Raw genomic sequence first — 18,977 nt, forward strand, 5'->3', positions numbered from 1 at the left:
CCATCATGCATAATTGCGAACTGCTCGCAATAACTGATCATCTGCATTAGGGGTGGGGCGGCGATGAGGGCCGGATCGATACGAGGCATGGGTGCCCTGGCGGCGGCCGCCGTCCTGACGGCAGGCTCCGCCGCCTGTTCGGCACCCGGCGACAAGGGCGACGGCGAGGGCGCCGCGACCTCGGCCGTCGTCGGCATCGCCTACGAACCCGAGACCCTCAGCCCCCTGCTGGGCTTCGGCAAGGACGGCAACTCCAAGATCTTCGACGGGCTGCTCACGCACGACGCCGACCTGGAGCTGAAGCCCGCGCTGGCGGCCTCCCTGCCGGAGGTCACCGACGGCGGGCGCACGTACACGTACGAGCTGCGCAAGGGCGTGGAGTTCAGCGACGGCGAGCCGTTCACCGCCGAGGACGTCGTCTTCACGTACGAGACGATCCTCGACGAGAAGACCAACAACCCCTCCAAGGGCGAGCTGGACGCGATCGAGAGCGTCGAGGCGAAGGGCGAGGGCACGGTCGTCTTCCGGCTCAAGTACCCCTACGCGCCCTTCGCCGAGCGCACGGTGCTGCCCATCGCGCCGAAGCACCTGGCCGGCGAACAGGACGTCAACTCCGGCTCGTTCGGGACGAAGCCCGTCGGCACCGGACCGTACGAGCTGGTCAAGTGGTCCAAGGGCGAGCAGCTCGTGCTGGAGGCCAACCCCGGCTACTGGGGCGGCGCCCCGCAGATCGAGCGCTTCACCATGGCGATCGTCAAGGACGACGACGTACGCGCCACCCGGCTGCGCTCCGGCGACCTCGACGGCGCGATCCTGCCACCGAACCTCGCCAAGGCCTTCAAGGGGGCGGGGCAGAAGACGTACGCGGCCAAGAGCTTCGACTACCGCACGGTCACCCTGCCGACCGGCAACGAGGTCGCGGGCGACACCGCCGTGCGCCGCGCCCTCGACATCGCCGTCGACCGGCAGGCCATGGTCGACGGCATCCTCGAAGGCGCCGGCAAGGTGGCCTACGGGCCCGTCCCGACCGACAGCGAGTGGTTCACGAAGGGCACCGGGCGGACGTACGACCCGAAGGCGGCGGGCAAGATCCTCGACGAGGCCGGCTGGAAGCCCGGCGAGGACGGCATCCGCAGGAAGGACGGCGTCCGCGCGGGCTTCCCGCTCTGGTACGTCTCCGGCGACAAGCTCCGCCAGGACCACGCCCTCGCCTACGCCTCCGACGCCAAGAAGATCGGCATCGACATCAAGGTCCAGGCGGGCACCTGGGAGGTCATCGAGCCGCGCATGCCGAAGGACGCCGTCCTCGCGGGCGGCGGCTCACCGGCCGACCCCGACTTCGACCAGTACCCGCTCCTCAGGTCGGACCTCGCGGGCGACGGCTTCAACAACATGGGCTGGTACGACAACCCGAAGGTCGACCAGGCCCTGGAGACCGGCCGCGAGAGCGGCGACCGGGCCGAGCGCAAGGCCGCCTACGACACCGTGCAGCGCGAGCTGGTCAAGAACCCCGGCTACACCTTCCTGACCCACATCGACCACCTGTACGTCGTCGACGACCGCTTCGGCGAGCTCACCACGCAGGTCGAACCGCACGACCACGGCCTGGCGGCCGGCCCGTGGTGGAACGTCGAGGACTGGCGGCCGTGAGCCGGGTGCCCTGGGGTCCCATGGCGCGGCTGGCGGGACGGCGGGCCCTGTTCGCCGTCCCCGTCCTCGGGACCGTCACGTTCGGCGTCTTCGCGATCGCCGCGGCCTCGCCGTTCGACCCCGTCAAGGCGTACGCGGGCACGGCCGGGCTCAGCGCCTCGCAGCGGACCCTGGACCAGCTGCGCGCCAACCTGGGCGCCGACCGGCCCCTCGTCGCCCGCTGGTGGGATTGGCTGACGTCCGCCGTACGCGGCGACCTCGGCGACTCCGGATCGATGCGGCAGCCGGTCGCCGACGTCATCGGCGAACGCGTCGGCTGGTCCGTGCTGCTGGCCGCCACCGCGTTCCTCCTCGCCGTCCTGGTCGGCGGCCTGCTCGGGGTGCTGGCCGCGCGCAGGCCCGGCGGCTGGACGGACCGGGCCGTCACCTCGCTGGCGTACACCCTGGAGGCGGCGCCGCCGTTCTGGCTCGGGCTGCTGGTGATGTGGCTGTTCGCGCTCAAGCTCGGCGTGCTGCCCGCGGGCGGCCTCACCGACACCGGCAGCACGGTGGTCACCGCCGGCCAGGTCGCCCGCCACCTCGTGCTGCCCGCGGCCGTCCTGGCGCTCTCCCAGCTGCCGTGGTTCGTGCTGTACGTCCGCCAGGGCGTCGGCGACGCGCTCCAGGAGGACCCCGTGCGCGGCGCACGCGCACGGGGACTCGCCGAGCGCAGGGTCCTGCTGGGGCACGCCCTGCGGTCCGGGATGCTGCCGGTGCTCACCCTGATCGGCTCACGCGTGCCCGAACTCATCACCGGGGCCCTGCTCGTGGAGACCGTCTTCAGCTGGCCCGGGATCGCCGCGGCGACGGTCGAGGCGGCCACCGCCGTCGACTTCCCGCTGCTGGCCGCGCTGACCGTGCTCGCCACGGTCGCCGTCCTGGCCGGCAACCTCCTCGCGGACCTGCTGTACGGGCTCGCGGACCCGAGGGTGGGCTTCGATGGCTGACACGGCGACGACGTCCGGGAAGACCGAGGTGTGGCGCACGCGCGCCGTCGTACGGCGCTCCACGCGCGCGTGGCGGGTGCGCGGCTCCGCCGCCGTCGTGCTCGTGCTGGTCCTGGCCGTGCTCCTGGTGCCGCCCTTCGCACAGCTCGACCAACAGGCCGTGGACCTGACGGCGAAGCTCCGACCTCCGTCCTGGGCCCATCCGTTCGGCACCGACGACGTCGGCCGGGACCTGCTGCTGCGCTGTGTCTACGGGCTGCGGGTCTCGCTGCTGGTGGGCGTGGTCGCCGCGGTCGTCGCCACCGTGGTCGGCACGGCCGTCGGCGCGCTCGCCGGAGCCCTCGGCGGGTGGCCCGACCGGCTGCTGATGCGCCTGGTGGACGTCTTCGCCTCGGTGCCGCACCTGCTCCTGGGCATCTTCATCGTGGCGATGTTCCGGCCGGGCGTCTGGCCGGTCGTCGTGTCGGTCGCGCTCACCCACTGGCTGTCGACGGCCCGGATCGTCCGCGCGGAGGTGCTGTCGCTGCGCTCGCGCCCCTACGTCGACGCCGCGATCTCGGGCGGCGCCTCCCGCCACCGGGTCGCGGTACGCCACCTGCTGCCCGGCGTGCTGCCCCAGGCCGGGCTCGCCGCCGTGCTGATGGTGCCGCATGCCGTCTGGCACGAGTCCGCCCTGTCCTTCCTGGGGCTCGGGCTGCCCACCCACCAGGCCAGCCTCGGCACGCTGGTGCAGAGCGCCCGCGGATCGCTGCTCGCCGGCGACTGGTGGCCCACCCTCTTCCCCGGGCTGTGCGCGGTCGTCGCCACCCTGGCGATCGCGGGTCTCGCGGGCGCCTGGCGCGAACGCCTCAACCCCCGCCGCCGATCGGAGCTGATGCTGTGACACCGCCGACCGAGCCGACGCCGGGCGGGACCGTCCTGTCGGTGCGCGGGCTCTGCGTGCGCTTCGAGATGCGCGACGGGTCGTACGTACGGGCCGTCACGGACGCCTCCTTCGACCTCGCCGCAGGGGAGTGCCTGGCCCTCGTCGGCGAGAGCGGCTGCGGCAAGTCGGTCCTCGCCTCGGCCCTGCTCGGCCTGCTGCCCGCCAACGCCTCGGTCGCCGGCTCGGCCGTCCTCGGCGACGCCGGGTCCGGCGCCGGCGGGCTCGACCTCCTGGCGGCGGACGAACGGGTGCTGGCCCGCGAGGTGCGCGGACGCCGCGTCGGACTCGTCCCGCAGAGCCCCGTGGCGCACCTGACCCCGGTGCGCACCGTCCGCTCGCACCTGGACGAGACCGTGCGCGCGTTGACGGGCACCAGCGGACCGGACGGCGTACGGGCCGCCGCCGGGCGGGCCGCGTTCCCCGAGGACCACCTCGACCGCCATCCGCACCAGCTGTCCGGCGGGCTCGCGCAGCGTGCCGCCACCGCGCTCGCCCTCGTCGGGGACGCTTCCCTGCTGCTCGCGGACGAGCCGACCACCGGCCTCGACCGCGACCTCGTCGAGCGGACCGTCGACGAACTGCGCCGCCACACCGGCGACCACCGCGCCCTGCTGCTGATCACGCACGACCTCGCGGCGGCCGGCCGCATCGCCGACCGCGTCGCCGTGATGTACGCCGGACGCCTCGTGGAGATCACCGACGCCGCCGCCTTCTTCGGCGCGCCGGGCCCGCGGCACCCCTACGCGCGCGGCCTCCTGAACGCCCTGCCCGAGCGGGACTTCGCGCCGGTCCCGGGCCTGCCGCCCGAACTCGGCGCGCTGCCCGAGGGCTGCGCCTTCGCGCCCCGCTGCGACCGGGCCAGCGAGGCGTGCGCGACCGTACCGGAGCTGACGTCGGGCGTCGCCTGCCACCACGTGGCGGTGGCGCGTGCTTGAACTGCGCGACGTCACGGCGGGCTACGACCGCCGCGCCCCCGTCGTCCGGGGCGTCTCCCTGACCGTGCGGGTGGGAGAGGCCGTGGGACTCCTGGGCCCCAGCGGCTGCGGCAAGTCCACGCTCGCGCGGGTCGCCGCCCTGCTGCACCGGCCCGACGCCGGACAGGTCGTCCTGGACGGGGAGCCGGCGGCCGGCTGGCGCCACCGCGCGCCCCGGGCCCAGCGCACCTCCTTCGGGGTCGTCTTCCAGCAGCCGCGCCTGTCGGCCGATCCGCGGCTGCCGCTCGCGCGGCTCATCGCCGAACCGCTGCGGGCCAACGGCCGTCCGGTGGACGCCGTACCGGAACTGGCCGAAACCGTCGGGCTCACGGCGGACCTGCTCGGCCGCCGGCCGCACGAGGTCAGCGACGGCCAGCTCCAGCGGGCGTGTCTCGCCAGGGCGCTCGCGCTGCGGCCGCGCTGGCTCGTCTGCGACGAGATGACGGCGATGCTCGACGCCTCGACCACGGCCGCGCTGGTCGGCGTCGTCGAGGCCTACCGGCGGGAGAGCGGGGCGGGCCTGCTGGCCGTCGGGCACGACCGGGTGCTGCTGGAGCGCTGGTGCGACCGGACGGTGGGCTGGGCCGAACTGACATCGGCGTGAACGCCCGCCGGAGGTGGTCCGGTGAAGTGAACACACCGGGGCGGTCCGGCCAACTCCCGGCACGGCCCTGCTCCTTGGCCATGTACACGCTCCATACTCTCCCCAGTCCCGACGTCGCCGTGCAGGCCCCACCGCGGTCCCGCACGGCACTCCCAGGGAGGCAGACATGGCCCTCACCACCCGCCGCAGAGCCCTCACCACCCTCGCCGCCGGCCTGGCCGGCAGTGTCGCGCTGCCCGCGTACGCACAGGCGGGCGAGGACAGGCACCGTCCGCGCCCGCTGTGGCGGGCCCACGCGCACAACGACTACCTGCACCCCCGGCCCCTCCTCGACGCGCTCGACCACCGCTTCGGCAGCGTCGAGGCCGACATCTACCTCGTCGACGGCCAACTCCTCGTCGCCCACGACCCGGTGGAGCTGGACCCGGCCCGCACCCTGGAGTCCCTCTACCTGAACCCCCTCGCCGCCCGCGTGAAGGCCAACGGCGGCTCGGTGTACCGGGGGCACCGCAGGCCGCTCCAGCTGCTGATCGACATCAAGACCGAGGGCGCGGCCACCTACCTCGAACTGGACCGCCGGCTGCGCCGCTACCGGCACCTGTTCACCACGTACTCCCGCGGCCGGGTCCGCCCCGGCGCGGTGACGGCCGTGATCTCCGGCGACCGGGCCGCCCGGGTGCCGATGGAGGCCCAGAGCGAGCGGCGCGCCTTCTACGACGGCCGGCTCCTGGACCTGCTGGCCCCCGTACCGGCCCCCGCCTCCTTCATTCCGCTCGTCAGCGACAACTGGACGCTCAACTTCACCTGGCAGGGCGTCGGGACGTTCCCGGAGGCGGAGCGGCAGAAGCTGCGTTCGATCGTCTCCACGGCCCACTCCCGCGGGCAGCGGGTGCGGTTCTGGGCCACCCCTGACCTGGCGGGCCCCGCCCGCGACGCGGTCTGGGGCGAACTGCTCGCCGCGGACGCGGACCACCTCAACACCGACGACCTGGCGGGGCTGGAGGCCTTCCTGGACGCCCGCGGGCGGTCCTAGGAACTCCCGGACACGGTCACACGCAGTCAACACTCGTTCGGCGTACACGTCAGCCGCACGGACGAACCCTCCGTTACGCCACACTTGCGGCCGAAAGCCGCGGGGTGGTCGTGGCGGAGGAGGCTGACGGTGGCTGTTTCCATCTCTGTTGTCGTACTGCTGGTGATCCTGACGGTGGTCTTCCTGCGGAACGGGCTGAAGGGCTCGCACGCCGTGGTCTGTGTGCTGCTGGGCTTCTACCTCGCGAGCACCAGCATGGCGCCGACCATCCACGACGGCTTCACGGCCACCGCCGACCTCGTGGGCAGCCTGCGGCCGTGAGCGCGTCAGGCCTGTGAGAACACGCCGATCCCGTTGGGGACCGGCCGTTCGGCGCCGCCGCTGGGGTGGTTGCGCACGGTCGAGGCGCTCGCCCCCGGCTCCCGGGCGGCCAGTGTGGTGGAGCCGCCGCCGTCCAGGCTGAACGCGTCCCGCGAACCCAGCTGCTTCATGGCGGCGGCCACCTCCGCGACGGTGAGGCCGCTGCGGAACTCGGGCGCCCCGTCCAGCGCCAGCAGCCAGAGCCGCTTGCCGTCGGCGGAGACGCCGGCCGCGGTCCGCACCGCCGCCGTCACGTCGTCCAGGCCCGCGAGCGGCTGCCCGCCGCGCAGCACCGGGTACCCGCCGATCGCGAAGCGGTACGGGGTCTTCGACGCGGCCGCCACCAGCCGGTGCCGCACCACGACCTTCTCGCCCACGGACAGCTTCCGCAGCTGCTGGGCGCCCGCCTCCCGGCCGACCAGGACCGTGGTGCCCGCGGCGATGGCTCCGCCGCCCGGCGTGTCGGCCGCGGACGCCACCTTGCCGTTCCGGACGGTCACCTCGTAGGTGTCCGTACTGCAGGGCGCGGCCCGGTCGGTGTCCGTCCCGCAGGTGGCCCGCACCCGGGAGGCCTGTCCCCAGTCCGCGGTGAACGCGCCGACGGACCCCACGGGCAGCGCGTACTGGTTGAGACCGCCGAGCGGCAGCCGTGCCTGCGGGGTCTGCACCGACCCGTCGAGCGCCAGGCTGTCGAGGCGGGCCCTGCGGTCCGTCCCCACACCGAGCACGTCCTTCGTGCCGGTACCGGGCGGCAGGGCGGGACCGAAGCGCTGGCCGTCGGGGACGGCGGCCTTGAGCGCGCGACCGCTGCGGACGGCCGGGCCGACGGACGCGCCGGTGGCCTCGACGCCGGGGTGCTGGGTCTCGGTGATGTTGAAGAAGTCGCCGTTCACACCGGCGACGGCCCCCTGCGCGTCGGTCAGCCGGGAGACCGTGGCCCGGGCCGCGACCGCGCCGGGGGTGAGCAGGTCGACGCTCACGGCGGGGTCGGCGAGGTCGACGTCGAGGACGTGCGCGTGCGCCGTGCCTCCGGCGGCCGGGATGTCGAACTCCGTGTAGCCCACTCCCGGTGCGAGCCGGCTGAAGCCCGGTGCGCCGGTCACCGGCGCGGCGCCGGCCGGGGCCGCCCCGGCGAGGGCGGCCCCGGTCAGCGCGCTCCATGCGGCGAAGACCGTCAGCGCGGTTCTGACCCGTCCGGTGCGTCGTGCGGTGCGTCGTGTCACGGTGGCCCCTGCTCTCTCCGCTGTCTCCTCAAATGGCGCAGGACACAGGGGAGTTCACCACAGGCAGGGTGCCGTGACGGCGACTACGTGCCGACGAGGCGCGAACGCGTCAGGAAACGTACCCCTTCGGGTGCCTCCAGGGAGAAGCCGCTGCCCCGTCCCTCGACCACGTCCACGATCAGCCGGGTGTGGCGCCACGCCTCGTACTGGCTCCGGGACATCCAGAACGTGATCGGCTCCTCGACGCCCTCGACGGCGAGCGAGTCCAGCAGCACGTCGGAGCCGCCCGTCCTGAATTCGCCCTCGGGGTAGCACATGGGGGCACTGCCGTCGCAGCAGCCGCCGGACTGATGGAACATCAGCGGACCGTGTGCGGCCCGCAGTCTGCGCAGCAGTTCGGACGCGGCCGGTGTCAGTTCCACGCGCGGGGCGGCGGAGGGGGGCATGGCACATCACTCCTCATCGCTTCGGACGTAGAGCTCACCAGCGGACCGCCTGGTTAGGCAAGCCTAAGGTCAGATAATGTTCTGCATGCAACTACTCGCCGGCCGCACCCGTGTCCGGACGGACGTACGCATGTTTGGAGTGGGCCGTGCCGCACACGATCGACACCGTCGGAGCAGGGCCGGGCTCCGTGGCCGAGGAGGGTTGGGTCGAGCTGCGGTCCGGCGCCGAACTGCGCGACCTGCTCGGCGAGCCCTGGCCCGTGGTGATCGAGAAGGTCCACGACCGGCTCGCCGACCTGGACCGGGACATCATCGCCCGCTCGCCCTTCTGCCTGCTGGCCACCTCCGACTCCCGGGGCAACTGCGACGTCTCGCCGCGCGGGGACGCCCCGGGCTTCACGCACGTCCTCGACTCCGGCACGCTCGCCCTGCCGGACCGGCCGGGCAACCGGCGCGGCGACAGCTTCCACAACATCCTGGACAACCCGCACGCCGGCCTGCTGTACCTGGTCCCGGGCGGCAAGGAGGTGCTGCGGGTCAACGGCAGGGCCCGCATCCTCACCGACGCCCCGTTCTTCGACGCCATGGCGGTGAAGGGACAGCGGCCCGCGCTGGCCCTGGTCCTGGAGATCGACGAGATCTACCTGCACTGCCCGGCGTCGCTGCGCCGCTCGGGCGTGTGGGACCCGCAGTCGTGGCGGACCGCCTGAGTCGCCGCGGAGGCTCCCCGGCCGGACCCCCTGTCCAGCACAAATAAGGTTAGGCTAACCTTCACCGCGTGAGATCTGGTGAAGAAACAGCGGACGCGCCGCGTCTGCGCGGCCATGAACTGTCGGCCACGGGCGTGACCGTCGCGTACGACGGCGTGGACGTCGTGCACGACGCCGCGGTCGCGCTGCGGCCCGGCGAGGTGACCGTGCTGGTCGGCCCCAACGGCAGCGGCAAGTCGACGCTCCTGCGGACGATCGCCCGGCTGCAGCGGGCCCGCCACGCCACGCTCAGGATCGACACCGGCACCGACGGCCTCGCCCTGAGCGCCCGTGAGTTCTCGCGACACGTCGCCCTGCTGACCCAGGGCCGGCCCACGCCCGGCGGACTGACCGTGCGGGACGTCGTCGAGTTCGGCCGCTACCCCTACCGGGGCCGCTTCGGCCGGCCCGACCCGGACGCGTCGGCCGCCGTCGACCGGGCCCTGTCGCTGACCGGTGTCACGGACCTCGCCGAGCGGGGCGCCGACCACCTCTCCGGCGGGCAGCTGCAGCGCGTGTGGCTCGCCAGCTGCCTCGCCCAGGAGACCGGCGTCCTGCTGCTGGACGAGCCGACCACCTACCTCGACCTGCGCTACCAGATCGAACTCCTCGACCTCGTCCGCGACCTGGCGGACGACCACGGGATCGCCGTCGGGGTCGTGCTGCACGACCTCGACCAGGCGGCCGCCATCGCCGACCGGATCACCCTGCTCGAAGCGGGCCGGATCGTCGCCGACGGCCCGCCCGAGGACGTCCTGACCCCGCAACGGCTCACCGCCGTCTACGGCATCCGCATCGACGTCGACACGGACCCCCTCAGCGGCCGGCTGCGCACCCGCCCCGTCGGCCGACACCACACCCGGCACACCCGGACCACCGAAAGGCTCGGCACCACCTCATGAAACGCCTCCTGCTCACCGCGGCCGCCACCACCGCCGCGGCGCTCACCCTTGCCGCGTGCGGCACCACCGAGCCTGCCGCCGACAAGAGCGACAAGACCGGCAAGAGTTCCGGCGCCATCACCCTCACCGACGCCTCCGGCAAGAAGCTGAAGCTCGACGGCCCGGCCACCAAGGTCGTCGCCACCGAGTGGAACGTCGTCGAGAGCCTCGTCACCCTCGGCGTCGACCCGGTCGGCGCCGCCGACGTCAAGGGCTACAGCACCTGGGACTCCGCCGTCCCGCTGAAGAACGAGCCCAAGGACATCGGCACCCGCGGCGAGCCGAGCATGGACACCGTCGCCGCCCTCTCGCCGGACCTGGTCGTCGCCACCTCGGACCTGCCGCCCGCGGCCCTGAAGCAGCTGCGCAAGATCGCCCCCGTGCTGGAGGTCAAGTCCGCCGACGGCTCCGACCAGATCGGGCGGATGCTGGGCAACCTCGACCTCATCGCCGAGGCCACCGGCACCACCGACAAGGCGAAGACGGTCCGCTCCGACTTCGAGGCCAAGCTCGCCGAGGGCAAGAAGGCCCTCGCCGACGCCGACCTCGCCGGCACCGAGATCGCCTTCGCCGACGGCTACGTCACCTCCAACCAGGTCTCCCTGCGCCCGTACACCGCCACGTCCCTCATCGGCACGGTGAACAAGGAGCTGGGCCTGAAGAACGCCTGGAAGGTCAAGGGCGACGCGGCCTACGGGCTCGGGGCCACCGACGTCGAGGGCCTCAGCGACCTGCCGAAGGACACCCAGTTCGCCTACATCGGCAACGACGACGACAAGAGCGCCACCCCGTTCACCGGCGTGCTCGCGAAGAACGCCGTGTGGAAGTCCCTGCCGTTCGTCAAGGCCGGCGACGTGCACCGCCTGCCCGACGGCATCTGGATGTTCGGCGGCCCCGGCTCGATGTCGGCGTACGTCGACGGGCTCGTCGCCGCGCTGACGAAGTAACGGACCCCGCACGACCAGCGGCACCCACCGAACAACGGAAACCACGGAAGTCATGGCCGTCACCGCAACCTCCCCCGTCACCCGTCCGTCGACCGCCACGTCCCGGACGGGCGCGGTCGCGGTGACGGCCGTGCTCGTCCTCGTGGTCGCCGCCCTCGCGGTCGTCGACATCGCGCAGGGCACCGCCGACGTCGGCCCGTCCCAGGTGTTCAAGGCCCTGACCGGGCAGGCCGACACGGCCGACTCGTCCGTCGTCATCGCCTCCCGGCTGCCGCGGATGGCCGCCGGCATCCTGGTCGGCGTCGTCCTCGGCGTGGCGGGCGCCGTGCTCCAGACCGTCAGCCGCAACGTGCTCGCCTCCCCGGACACCCTCGCGGTCAACGCCGGTTCCTACCTGGCCCTGGGCCTGGTCGGCGCCACCGGCGTCTCGCTCCCGCTGCTCGCCTCCTCCGGGGTCGCCTTCGCCGGCGGGCTCCTCGCCGCGGCCGTCGTCCTCGCCCTGTCCGGCCTCGGCACGGGGACCGTACGCCTGGTCCTCGCCGGTACGGCGCTGGCGCTGGGCCTCAACTCGGCGACCGAGGGCCTGCTCCTGCTGTTCCCCGAGCAGACCGAGGGCCTCTACCAGTGGAACCAGGGCAGCATCAGCCAGAACGGCTTCGACGGCGTCCTGCAGATGCTCCCCGTCGCCGTGATCGGACTGGCGGGGCTGCTGCTGACGGCCCGCCGGGTCGACGCGCTGGCCCTCGGCGACGACGCCGCGCGCGGCCTGGGCGTCCCCGTGCGCGCCACCCGCGTCACCGTGGTCGTCCTGGCCGCGCTGCTGTCCGCCGCGGCGGTCACGCTCGCCGGGCCCATCGGTTTCGTCGGCCTGTGCGCACCGGCCCTGGTGCGCCCCCTCGCCCGCCGCTTCCGCGGCTTCGCCCGCTCCCGTGCGGCCATGCCCGTGGCGGGCCTGATCGGCGCGGGGCTCGTCCTCGGGTCGGACGTGCTGCTGCGGGCCCTCGTCCCCTCGGACACCGCGGTCGCCGTGCCCACCGGCGTCGTCACCAGCCTGGTCGGCGCCGTCTTCCTCGTGACGATGGCCCTGCGCCTGCGGGACACCTCCGGGGCCGAGTCGCCGGACCGGCTGCGCATCCCCAGCCGCACGGCGTTCGCGGTGACGCTGGTCTGCCTCGTCGCCGCGGTCGTCGGCGTCACCCTGGCCGGCTTCCTGCTGGGCGACAGCAAACTCCTGCTCGGCGACGTCATGAACTGGGCGCAGGGCCGGTCCGGACAGGCCGTGTCCTTCGTCCTGGAGACCCGGGTGCCCCGGGTGCTCGCGGCCCTGTGCGCCGGCGCGGCGCTCGCCCTGGCCGGCACCCTCGTCCAGGCCGTGACCCGCAACCCGCTCGCCGAGCCGGGCGTCCTGGGCGTGTCCGGCGGCGCCGCGCTGGGCGCCGTCCTGCTGGTCACCACCGCGCCCGTCGCCGGGACCTGGGCCGTCGCGGGCGCCGCCTTCGCGGGCGCCGCGCTGACCTCCGTCCTCGTCTTCGGCCTCGCCGCCCGCGGCGGCTACCAGCAGAACCGGCTGGTCCTCGTGGGCATCGGCGTGGCCGCCGGCACCGCGGCGCTGATCAGCCTGCTCATCGTGCTCACCGACCCGTTCAACGCCACCAAGGCGCTGACCTGGCTGTCCGGTTCGACGTACGGCCGGACCATGCCGGACGTGCTGCCCGTCGCGCTCGTGCTGCTGGCCGGGCTCGTCGTCGCGGTCGCCCGGCGCACCGAGCTGGACCTCGTCTCCCTCGACGAGGACTCGCCGCGGCTCCTGGGGCTACGGCTGTCCCGGGCCCGGCTCGGCTTCCTGGTGGTGGCCGTCCTGCTCAGCGCGACCGCCGTCGCCTCGGCCGGCACGATCGGCTTCGTCGGCCTGGTGGCACCGCACGCGGCCCGCGCCCTCGTGGGCCGGCGGCACGTACGGGTGGTGCCGGTGGCGGTCCTGCTGGGCGCCGCCCTCGTCTGCACGGCCGACCTCCTGGGCCGCACGGTCATCGCCCCCGCGCAACTGGGCGCGGGCCTGATGACGGCGGTGATCGGCACGCCGTACTTCCTGTATCTGCTCATACGGAGTCGGCGCTAGGACGTTACTTCCGGAGCCGGCACGGGACAGGGGGCGCGTCGGGCCCGTGCGCGGGGGTCCTCAGGCTTTCAGCGACGCCGCGTAGGGCAGCAGCTTGGCCGGGGTCAGTACCCACATGATCCGGTCGATGCCCTCCGCCGACACGTCGGCGCAGAGGAGGGCGACGGGCTGCCCGCCGGACCGGACGAGAACGGCCGGACGGCCGTTGGCCTCGGCCCAGCGGATCTCCGACCCCGGCCAGAAGCGCGGCGCGAAGGCGGCCAGGTAGCGGGAGACGCGCGCGAGGCCGACGACCGGGACCCGCGAGGCGCCCCGCATCCCGTTCCCGTCGGTGTAACTGACGACGTCCGCCGCGAGGACCTCTTCGAGCACCTTCAGATCGCCCGTCCGCGCCGCGGCGAGGAACACCTCCAGCAGCCGCCGGTGCTCGCCGCGCCCGACCTGCTCGCGCCGCTCGGCGGCCAGGTGCTTGCGCGCCCGGCTCACCAGCTGGCGGGCGTTGGCCTCACTGGTCTCCAGGATGTCGGCGACCTGCCGGTGGGGGTAGTCGAACGCCTCCCGCAGGACGTACGCCGCCCGTTCCACCGGGTTCAGCTTCTCCAGGAGGAGGAGCACCGCCATCTCGACGGCCTCGGCGCGCTCCGCCCCCACCTGCGGGTCCGGGGCGGTGTCGAGGGGCTCGGGCAGCCACGGTCCGACGTACGCCTCGCGCCGCACCCGGGCGGACCGGGCCGTGTTGATCGCGAGGCGGGTGGCGACGGTGGTGAGGAAGGCGGTCGGCTCGACGACGTCCGAGCGGTCGGCGTTCTGCCACCGGACCCAGGTCTCCTGGCACACGTCCTCGGCCTCCGCGACGCTGCCCAGCATGCGGTAGGCGATGCCGAAGAGCCGGGGGCGCGCCGCGACGAACTGCTCCGTCGCCGTCCCGAGAGAGCTGACGTCGTCCCCGCTGTGCATCGGCGCCCGTCTCCCTCTGTTCCGAAGATCGGCCATGCTACAGCGGCCCTCCGCGGGCAGCGGGTGCCGTACCGCTGCCCGCTGCCCGCGCCCGTCAGCCGAACTGCCCCGGCTGGTAGTCGCCGGCCGGCTGGCGGTTGATCACGTTGATGCGGTTGTAGGCGTTGATGAGGGCGATCAGGGAGATGAGCGCGACCAGCTGGTCCTCGTCGTAGTGCTTGGCGGCGCCCTCCCAGGCCTCGTCGCTGACACCGCCCGCCGCGTCGGCGATACGGGTGCCCTGCTCGGCCAGCTCCAGCGCGGCGCGCTCGGCCTCGGTGAAGACGGTGGCCTCCCGCCAGGCGGCCACCAGGTTGAGCCGCAGCGGGGTCTCCCCCGCGGCGGCGGCGTCTTTGGTGTGCATGTCGGTGCAGAAACCGCAGCCGTTGATCTGACTGGCGCGGATCTTCACCAGCTCCTGCGTCGCGGTCGGCAGGCCCGCGTCCGAGGCGACCTTGCCGGCCGAGTTGATGTGCCTCATGACCTTGCCCGCGACGGCGTTGCCGAAGTAGTTCACACGCGCTTCCATGATGTTCTCCCCATCGGATTGCGGATACGCACTACTGACAACGCGGGGCGGCGGAATGTGACATGGGGGCGCCGCGGGGCGGTGACCACCGGACAGGGGAGCGAAACGTCCTAGCCGTCCAGCCGGACCGGCATCAGGAGCGAGAAGGTGTGGTCGTCGTCGGGGCGGCGGATCGCGAGCGGGGCCGTGGGCGCGCCCAGCTCCAGGAGCAGTTCGTCCCGGGCTCCGGCGGTGAGCGCGTGCAGCAGGAAGGCGCGGTTGACGGCGACGGCGTCCTGATGGTCGTCGCCGTCGTCGCACACGACCACGGTCGCGTCGTCCGTCACCCTCAGCACGCTGAGGTCGTGGGGCCCGCCGGACGGCTCACCCGCCTCGCTCGTGCGGACGGGACCGTCCTCCAGCTCCGCCCGGAAGGCGGCCGTGCCGACGAGGACCCGGCGGCCGCCGGGCAGGCCGACGAGACGGCGGTAGTCGGGGAACTCGTGGCCGAGGACCTGGCCGGCCGTCTCCCGGTCCCCGGTATCCAGCGCGACGCGGTCACCGTCCACCGCGAGTCGGACGGGCGCGTCGCCGGTCAGCAGCGCCCGCATCGCGTCGGCGAGCGGAAGGGGCACGACCGCCTGCGTCCGCGGCCCGTCGTGCCCGGTGACGCGTGCCCGCGCGACCGCCAGCCGGTAGCGGTCGGTGGCCACCAGACGCAGTCCGTCTCCCTCGACGTCGAACAGGACGCCACCGAGCATCGGCAGCTCCGGGTCGGTGCCGGCCGCGAAGCGGACCGCGTCCAGGGCCGCGGCCAACTCCGGTGCGGCGACCGCCACACGGACTGCGGCGGTGGAGGTGCGGGGCGGGGTCATGGGGTTCTCCCTGTGGTCGAGGAGGGCTCGGAGCGCGGAGAACTCGCCGCGGGCGTCGGACAGCCCTTGTCCGAGACGGCGCAGATGGGCGTCGAGGAGGCCGCGCACCAGGTCCGCGTCCGCGCCGGCCCACCCGGCCAGCACGAGCCGGATGTCCGCCAGCGGCATGCCCGCCCGGCGCAGCCGCGCCAGCACCCCGGCCTCCGCCACCTGCTCGGGCCCGTACCAGCGATAGCCGCTGACGGGGTCCACCCAGGCGGGGACCAGGACACCGGCGCGGTCGTAGAACCGCAGCGCGCTCACGCTCAGCCCGCCGTCCCGCGCCATCTCCCCGATGCTCCGCATCGCGCTCTCGTTCTCCACACCCCGAACCCTGGGCCCTCGACAAGGTCGAGGGTCAACCTCGCCCCCATGGCGCCATCGTCAGGTGGTGTCGGTGTTCGCCAGGCGCAGGAGCGCGTCCCCCCAGTCCGCGTGGTCGTAATTGATGCCGTCGCCGCCGTCCGTGACCCGCAGCGTCAGGCGCTGAACCTCGGTGACGTCGACGTCGAGGGCGCGGGCCGCGTCCGCGGGGGTCAGCACGGGCGTGCGTTCGAGCAGCCGCCCGTCGCCCAGCACCTCGAAGACGACCGTGGCCGCACCGCTGACCTCGTCGTCGACGCCCACCTGCGCGCGGAAACGGTCGTACGCGCCATGGAGATCGACGGACACCTCGCCCTCGGCGTGCATACCGAGGCCCCTGTCGTACACGGTGCCGCGGATGCGCAGCGCACCGCCGTCGCCCCCGGAGTTCTCCCCGTTGGAGGTGTCACGCTCGACGGGACCCCAGCCGTTGCGCTCCGCCGCGAACGGCAGACCGCTCACGTAGTCCACGCCCGGCGGGGCGACGAACACCCGTACCGTCCGCTCGTTGCGCAGCGGCGCGGTGCCCGGCCTCCCGCCCGGAACCCGGTAGGAGGAGCTCACCACCACGTCGTGGTAGCCGTACGCCGCGTCCGACGGGACGTGCACGACGGCACGGGTGCGCAGCGCGGCGCCGGTGGCGACCTCGTCGGCGCGGGCGGTGGCGTCTGTGACCGTCCATCCCCGCGGGGCGCTCACGCGTACCTCGGCGTCGCGCACCGGACCGAAGTCCTCCACCCGGAGCGCGCCCTCGACGTCCACCGTCGTCCCCTGGTCGGCCTCCGCCCTCTTCGGCGTGGCCGACAGGGCGGTCAACGGCAGCCGGTCCACGGGCCGGTCGCACGTGGTGCGGCCGGGCACGGCACGGCAGATCACCGCGGCGAACCCGCCACCCGCCGTGGTGGGCACCGTCAGGACGCCGTGGCGGTCGGTGACCCGGGACTCGCGGACCAACCCGTCCGGTCCGTCCCGCAGGACCTCCMCCCGCCAGCGGTCCCCGCCGCCCTTGCCCTTGTCGCTGCTCTTGCCGTTGCCGTTGCCGAGGAAGTCCAGCGGTACGCGCCGCGTGGCGGGCCCGTCGGCGGCGGAGACGTCGCCGACGAACCAGCGGTCGCCGTTGCGCCGGGCGAAGGTCGCCCCGTCACCGGGGTGCCCGGACAGCAGCCGCGTCTCGTCCCAGACGGTCGGTACCTGGTCGAGGAAGCGTTCGAGTTCGGGACGGGACCGGTAGGCGTCCACCGAACCGGCGAAGTTCTGGAAGCCGGACTCGTACACGACGGACAGGGCCAGCTCCGCGGCCTCCGAGGTGTTGCGGGCGCCGAACTGGAAGCCCATGGGCGTGTAGTCCATGGATCCGACCACGTTCCGGGTGAAGGGCAGCGTGGTGACGTCGGTCAGGGACACGTTGCTCTGCTCGGCGCCGTAGACGGCCTCCATCGACATGACGTGCGGCCAGGTGCGCTGGATGCCGTGCGGGATGGTCGACCCGTGGAAGTTGACCAGCAGTTCGCGTTCAGCGGTCGCCTTCAGGATGTCGTCGTACCAGCGGAAACGCTCCTGTGCGTCCGAGTCCATGAAGTCGATCTTCAACCCGGACGCGCCCCACGCCTTGACCCTGTCCAGCGTCTCCTCGCGCTCGGCGGCCGTGTCCAGGTCGGTCCAGTGCATCCACAGCAGGATCTTCACACCGCGCCGCTGCGCGTACTCGATCAGCTGCGGCATCCAGTCCTCGGTCTTCCAGCCGTCGTCCACCAGCGTGTACTCCCAGCCGTGGGCGGCGCTGTAGTCGACGAACCGCTGCTGGGTCTCCAGGCTGCGCTGCGCGGCGCCGAAACCGGCCAGCCAGGACCAGGCGACCTTGCCCGGACGGATCCACGAGGTGTCCGCCACCCGCGAGCCGGGCGCCAGGTCATCGACGAGGGTGGACTCCGTGACCGTGGCCAAGTCGCCGATGACGGCCGTACGCCACGGGGTGGCCAGCGGGCCGGCCGAGGTGACGCGTTCGTCGGCGAGCTCCACGGTGTAGCGGCCGCTCCCGGCCGCGTGGGCGAGACGGCTGCCGGCGTAGCGGCCGTCGACGTCCGACTCCGTGAGCAGGACGTAGGACGTGTCGACCCGGAAGAGTGAAGGGTATCCGTAGTCGCCGGCGGCGGCGCCCGCGGCGGTCGTCTCGGTGCGCGGCCGTTCGTAGTTGGGGGTGTACGGCATCAGCCACGCCGTCGCCGCGTCCGGCACCTGGAAGGCGGAAGCCTCTTCGAGGACCGTCACCTCGCCGTCCGCCTCGCCCCCGCCGCCCTTGCCGGGCAGGACGTAGCGGTAGGCGAACCCGTCGTCCGAGACGCGGACGACCAGGTCGAACCGGGCACCGTCCGCCTTGGCGAAGGAGAAGCGCGCCTCGGTCATACGGGCCGTGCGGTCGCGCTGCTTACCGGTGGTGGTGGAGTAGCGCTCGGTCACCTTGCGTACGGTGTGGCCACGGAGCCGCAGGCCGCTGGTCAGATCGGCGGCATCGGTGGTGATGCCGACCGGGGCGGGTTCGAGCACGGTGGCGCCGCCGCGGCGGACGCCCAGGGACAGGGTGCCGTCGGTCGCGTCGAGTTGCAGCCGCGCGGTCAGTGCGCCGCTGGGCTCGGCCGCCTTGTGGGTCACGCTCCAGGAGGTGCCCGACACGTCCGTCGTGCCCGACGCCGTCGATGTCGCTCCGGCGAGCGCCGTGCCCGGATCGACCGCCGCGGCCGGGGGAGTGAGGCTCCCGAGTCCCATGGCGGCGCCCACGAAAGTGGCGAACCATGCCGGAAGTCTGCGCCTGAAGCGGTGCGTTCCTGCGTGCACGGAGATCTCCATTCCCGTCCGACAACGTTGTCAGATAGCCTGGATCATTCTTCGGGCATGTAGTGGCCACGTCAAGAGTCCGGCGAGGCGGGAGGGCGGGGCGGGGTCGGTGTGGCCAGGACCCATGCGTCGACGTCCTGATAGCGCCGGTGGCCCGGATGGCCCCGCACCGTGCTGGCGACCAGGTGGAGGCGTTCGGTCCGCCAGGGGCGTCCGGTGAAGCCGTCGAGGCGGGCGCCTGCCGCCGTCACGGAGGCGCTGTCGTGGCGGCGGGCGCGGGCCAGCGTGAGATGGGGTCGCAATGGACGTTCGGGGAAGGCGACGCCGCACTCCCTGACCCGCGCCCGTACCGCTCCGGTCAGCTCGTGCAACTGGTCGAGATCGCCCTCGATGCCGCTCCACAGCAC

17 protein-coding genes and 1 pseudogene are annotated in these 18,977 nt (G+C 73.5%); 11 read left to right on the plus strand and 7 right to left on the minus strand.

Translation table 11 applies throughout. The features are described from left to right. The first annotated feature begins 63 nt into the window (after window positions 1-63). From FGF04_RS31235 to FGF04_RS31265, 7 genes are all read left to right on the plus strand, one after another. Complete coding sequence (locus tag FGF04_RS31235) at window positions 64-1,650, plus strand: ABC transporter substrate-binding protein (RefSeq protein ID WP_149514735.1); 1,587 nt, start codon at window positions 64-66, stop codon at window positions 1,648-1,650. A gap of 20 nt (window positions 1,651-1,670) precedes the next feature. Then, window positions 1,671-2,636: an ABC transporter permease gene (locus FGF04_RS31240; protein WP_149514752.1), complete on the plus strand. Its 966-nt coding sequence runs from the start codon at window positions 1,671-1,673 to the stop codon at window positions 2,634-2,636. After that, window positions 2,629-3,519 (plus strand): ABC transporter permease, encoded by an 891-nt coding sequence (locus tag FGF04_RS31245; protein WP_149514736.1) that lies wholly within the window; start codon window positions 2,629-2,631, stop codon window positions 3,517-3,519. Before FGF04_RS31240 ends, FGF04_RS31245 begins: the two co-directional genes overlap by 8 nt. A gap of 68 nt (window positions 3,520-3,587) precedes the next feature. After that, on the plus strand, window positions 3,588-4,496 hold the full coding sequence (locus tag FGF04_RS31250) for an ABC transporter ATP-binding protein (RefSeq protein WP_149514751.1): 909 nt from the start codon (window positions 3,588-3,590) through the stop codon (window positions 4,494-4,496). Continuing rightward, window positions 4,489-5,139 carry an ABC transporter ATP-binding protein gene (locus tag FGF04_RS31255; RefSeq protein ID WP_149514737.1) on the plus strand — a complete coding sequence of 217 codons (651 nt, stop codon included), beginning with the start codon at window positions 4,489-4,491 and terminating at the stop codon, window positions 5,137-5,139. Before FGF04_RS31250 ends, FGF04_RS31255 begins: the two co-directional genes overlap by 8 nt. 166 nt (window positions 5,140-5,305) lie before the next feature. Continuing rightward, the gene (locus FGF04_RS31260) at window positions 5,306-6,172 is read left to right on the plus strand and encodes a phosphatidylinositol-specific phospholipase C/glycerophosphodiester phosphodiesterase family protein (protein WP_149514738.1); all 867 of its coding nucleotides are present in this window, start codon (window positions 5,306-5,308) and stop codon (window positions 6,170-6,172) included. Between the two features lie 129 nt (window positions 6,173-6,301). Continuing rightward, entirely contained in the window at window positions 6,302-6,493 is a 192-nt protein-coding gene (locus FGF04_RS31265) for a hypothetical protein (RefSeq protein ID WP_149514739.1), read from the plus strand. Between the two features lie 5 nt (window positions 6,494-6,498). Here FGF04_RS31265 and FGF04_RS31270 read toward each other — a convergent pair whose 3' ends face one another. Further along, window positions 6,499-7,755 (minus strand): phosphodiester glycosidase family protein, encoded by a 1,257-nt coding sequence (locus tag FGF04_RS31270; protein ID WP_149514740.1) that lies wholly within the window; start codon window positions 7,753-7,755, stop codon window positions 6,499-6,501. 83 nt (window positions 7,756-7,838) lie between these two features. Beyond that, window positions 7,839-8,201: a DUF779 domain-containing protein gene (locus tag FGF04_RS31275; protein ID WP_149514741.1), complete on the minus strand. Its 363-nt coding sequence runs from the start codon at window positions 8,199-8,201 to the stop codon at window positions 7,839-7,841. Window positions 8,202-8,347: 146 nt separating this feature from the next. Between FGF04_RS31275 and FGF04_RS31280 the strand changes: the two genes are divergently transcribed. The 4 genes and pseudogenes from FGF04_RS31280 to FGF04_RS31295 form a co-directional block, all read left to right on the plus strand. Continuing rightward, a complete protein-coding gene (locus FGF04_RS31280) occupies window positions 8,348-8,911 on the plus strand; it encodes an MSMEG_1061 family FMN-dependent PPOX-type flavoprotein (RefSeq protein WP_149514742.1) in 564 nt (187 codons plus the stop codon). 68 nt (window positions 8,912-8,979) lie between these two features. Continuing rightward, window positions 8,980-9,852, plus strand: a complete 873-nt coding sequence (locus tag FGF04_RS31285) for an ABC transporter ATP-binding protein (RefSeq protein WP_149514743.1) — start codon at window positions 8,980-8,982, stop codon at window positions 9,850-9,852. Continuing rightward, the gene (locus tag FGF04_RS31290; protein WP_149514744.1) at window positions 9,849-10,838 is read left to right on the plus strand and encodes an iron-siderophore ABC transporter substrate-binding protein; all 990 of its coding nucleotides are present in this window, start codon (window positions 9,849-9,851) and stop codon (window positions 10,836-10,838) included. The genes FGF04_RS31285 and FGF04_RS31290 overlap by 4 nt, the downstream gene beginning before the upstream one ends. 37 nt (window positions 10,839-10,875) lie before the next feature. After that, a pseudogene (locus tag FGF04_RS31295) lies at window positions 10,876-12,957 on the plus strand (iron ABC transporter permease); the annotation flags it as partial. A 60-nt stretch (window positions 12,958-13,017) separates the two neighbouring features. Here the strand turns inward: FGF04_RS31295 and FGF04_RS31300 are convergent. The 5 genes from FGF04_RS31300 to FGF04_RS31320 all read right to left on the minus strand — a co-directional run. Further along, entirely contained in the window at window positions 13,018-13,914 is an 897-nt protein-coding gene (locus tag FGF04_RS31300) for an RNA polymerase sigma-70 factor (RefSeq protein ID WP_149514746.1), read from the minus strand. 94 nt (window positions 13,915-14,008) lie between these two features. Beyond that, window positions 14,009-14,482, minus strand: coding sequence for a carboxymuconolactone decarboxylase family protein (locus FGF04_RS31305; protein WP_149514747.1), 474 nt, complete (start codon window positions 14,480-14,482; stop codon window positions 14,009-14,011). 110 nt (window positions 14,483-14,592) lie between these two features. Next, the gene (locus tag FGF04_RS31310; RefSeq protein WP_149514753.1) at window positions 14,593-15,681 is read right to left on the minus strand and encodes a DNA polymerase III subunit beta family protein; all 1,089 of its coding nucleotides are present in this window, start codon (window positions 15,679-15,681) and stop codon (window positions 14,593-14,595) included. Window positions 15,682-15,759: 78 nt separating this feature from the next. Then, window positions 15,760-18,501, minus strand: a complete 2,742-nt coding sequence (locus tag FGF04_RS31315; protein ID WP_149514754.1) for a glycoside hydrolase family 97 catalytic domain-containing protein — start codon at window positions 18,499-18,501, stop codon at window positions 15,760-15,762. Between the two features lie 140 nt (window positions 18,502-18,641). Then, window positions 18,642-18,977 (minus strand): 2'-5' RNA ligase family protein (locus tag FGF04_RS31320; RefSeq protein ID WP_328596422.1); only part of this gene is annotated, 336 nt, incomplete at its 5' end.

The sequence above is a fragment of the Streptomyces apricus genome, from assembly GCF_008369065.1.
GTDB classification, from domain to species: domain Bacteria; phylum Actinomycetota; class Actinomycetes; order Streptomycetales; family Streptomycetaceae; genus Streptomyces; species Streptomyces apricus.

Coding starts and splice junctions, on each gene's coding strand:
- FGF04_RS31235 (WP_149514735.1), top strand. CDS start 64: ATGAGGGCCGGATCGATACGAGGCATGGGTGCCCTGGCGGCGGCCGCC.
- FGF04_RS31240 (WP_149514752.1), top strand. CDS start 1,671: ATGGCGCGGCTGGCGGGACGGCGGGCCCTGTTCGCCGTCCCCGTCCTC.
- FGF04_RS31245 (WP_149514736.1), top strand. CDS start 2,629: ATGGCTGACACGGCGACGACGTCCGGGAAGACCGAGGTGTGGCGCACG.
- FGF04_RS31250 (WP_149514751.1), top strand. CDS start 3,588: ATGCGCGACGGGTCGTACGTACGGGCCGTCACGGACGCCTCCTTCGAC.
- FGF04_RS31260 (WP_149514738.1), top strand. CDS start 5,306: ATGGCCCTCACCACCCGCCGCAGAGCCCTCACCACCCTCGCCGCCGGC.
- FGF04_RS31275 (WP_149514741.1), bottom strand. CDS start 8,201: ATGCCCCCCTCCGCCGCCCCGCGCGTGGAACTGACACCGGCCGCGTCC.
- FGF04_RS31290 (WP_149514744.1), top strand. CDS start 9,849: ATGAAACGCCTCCTGCTCACCGCGGCCGCCACCACCGCCGCGGCGCTC.
- FGF04_RS31300 (WP_149514746.1), bottom strand. CDS start 13,914: ATGCACAGCGGGGACGACGTCAGCTCTCTCGGGACGGCGACGGAGCAG.
- FGF04_RS31305 (WP_149514747.1), bottom strand. CDS start 14,482: ATGGAAGCGCGTGTGAACTACTTCGGCAACGCCGTCGCGGGCAAGGTC.
- FGF04_RS31310 (WP_149514753.1), bottom strand. CDS start 15,681: ATGCGGAGCATCGGGGAGATGGCGCGGGACGGCGGGCTGAGCGTGAGC.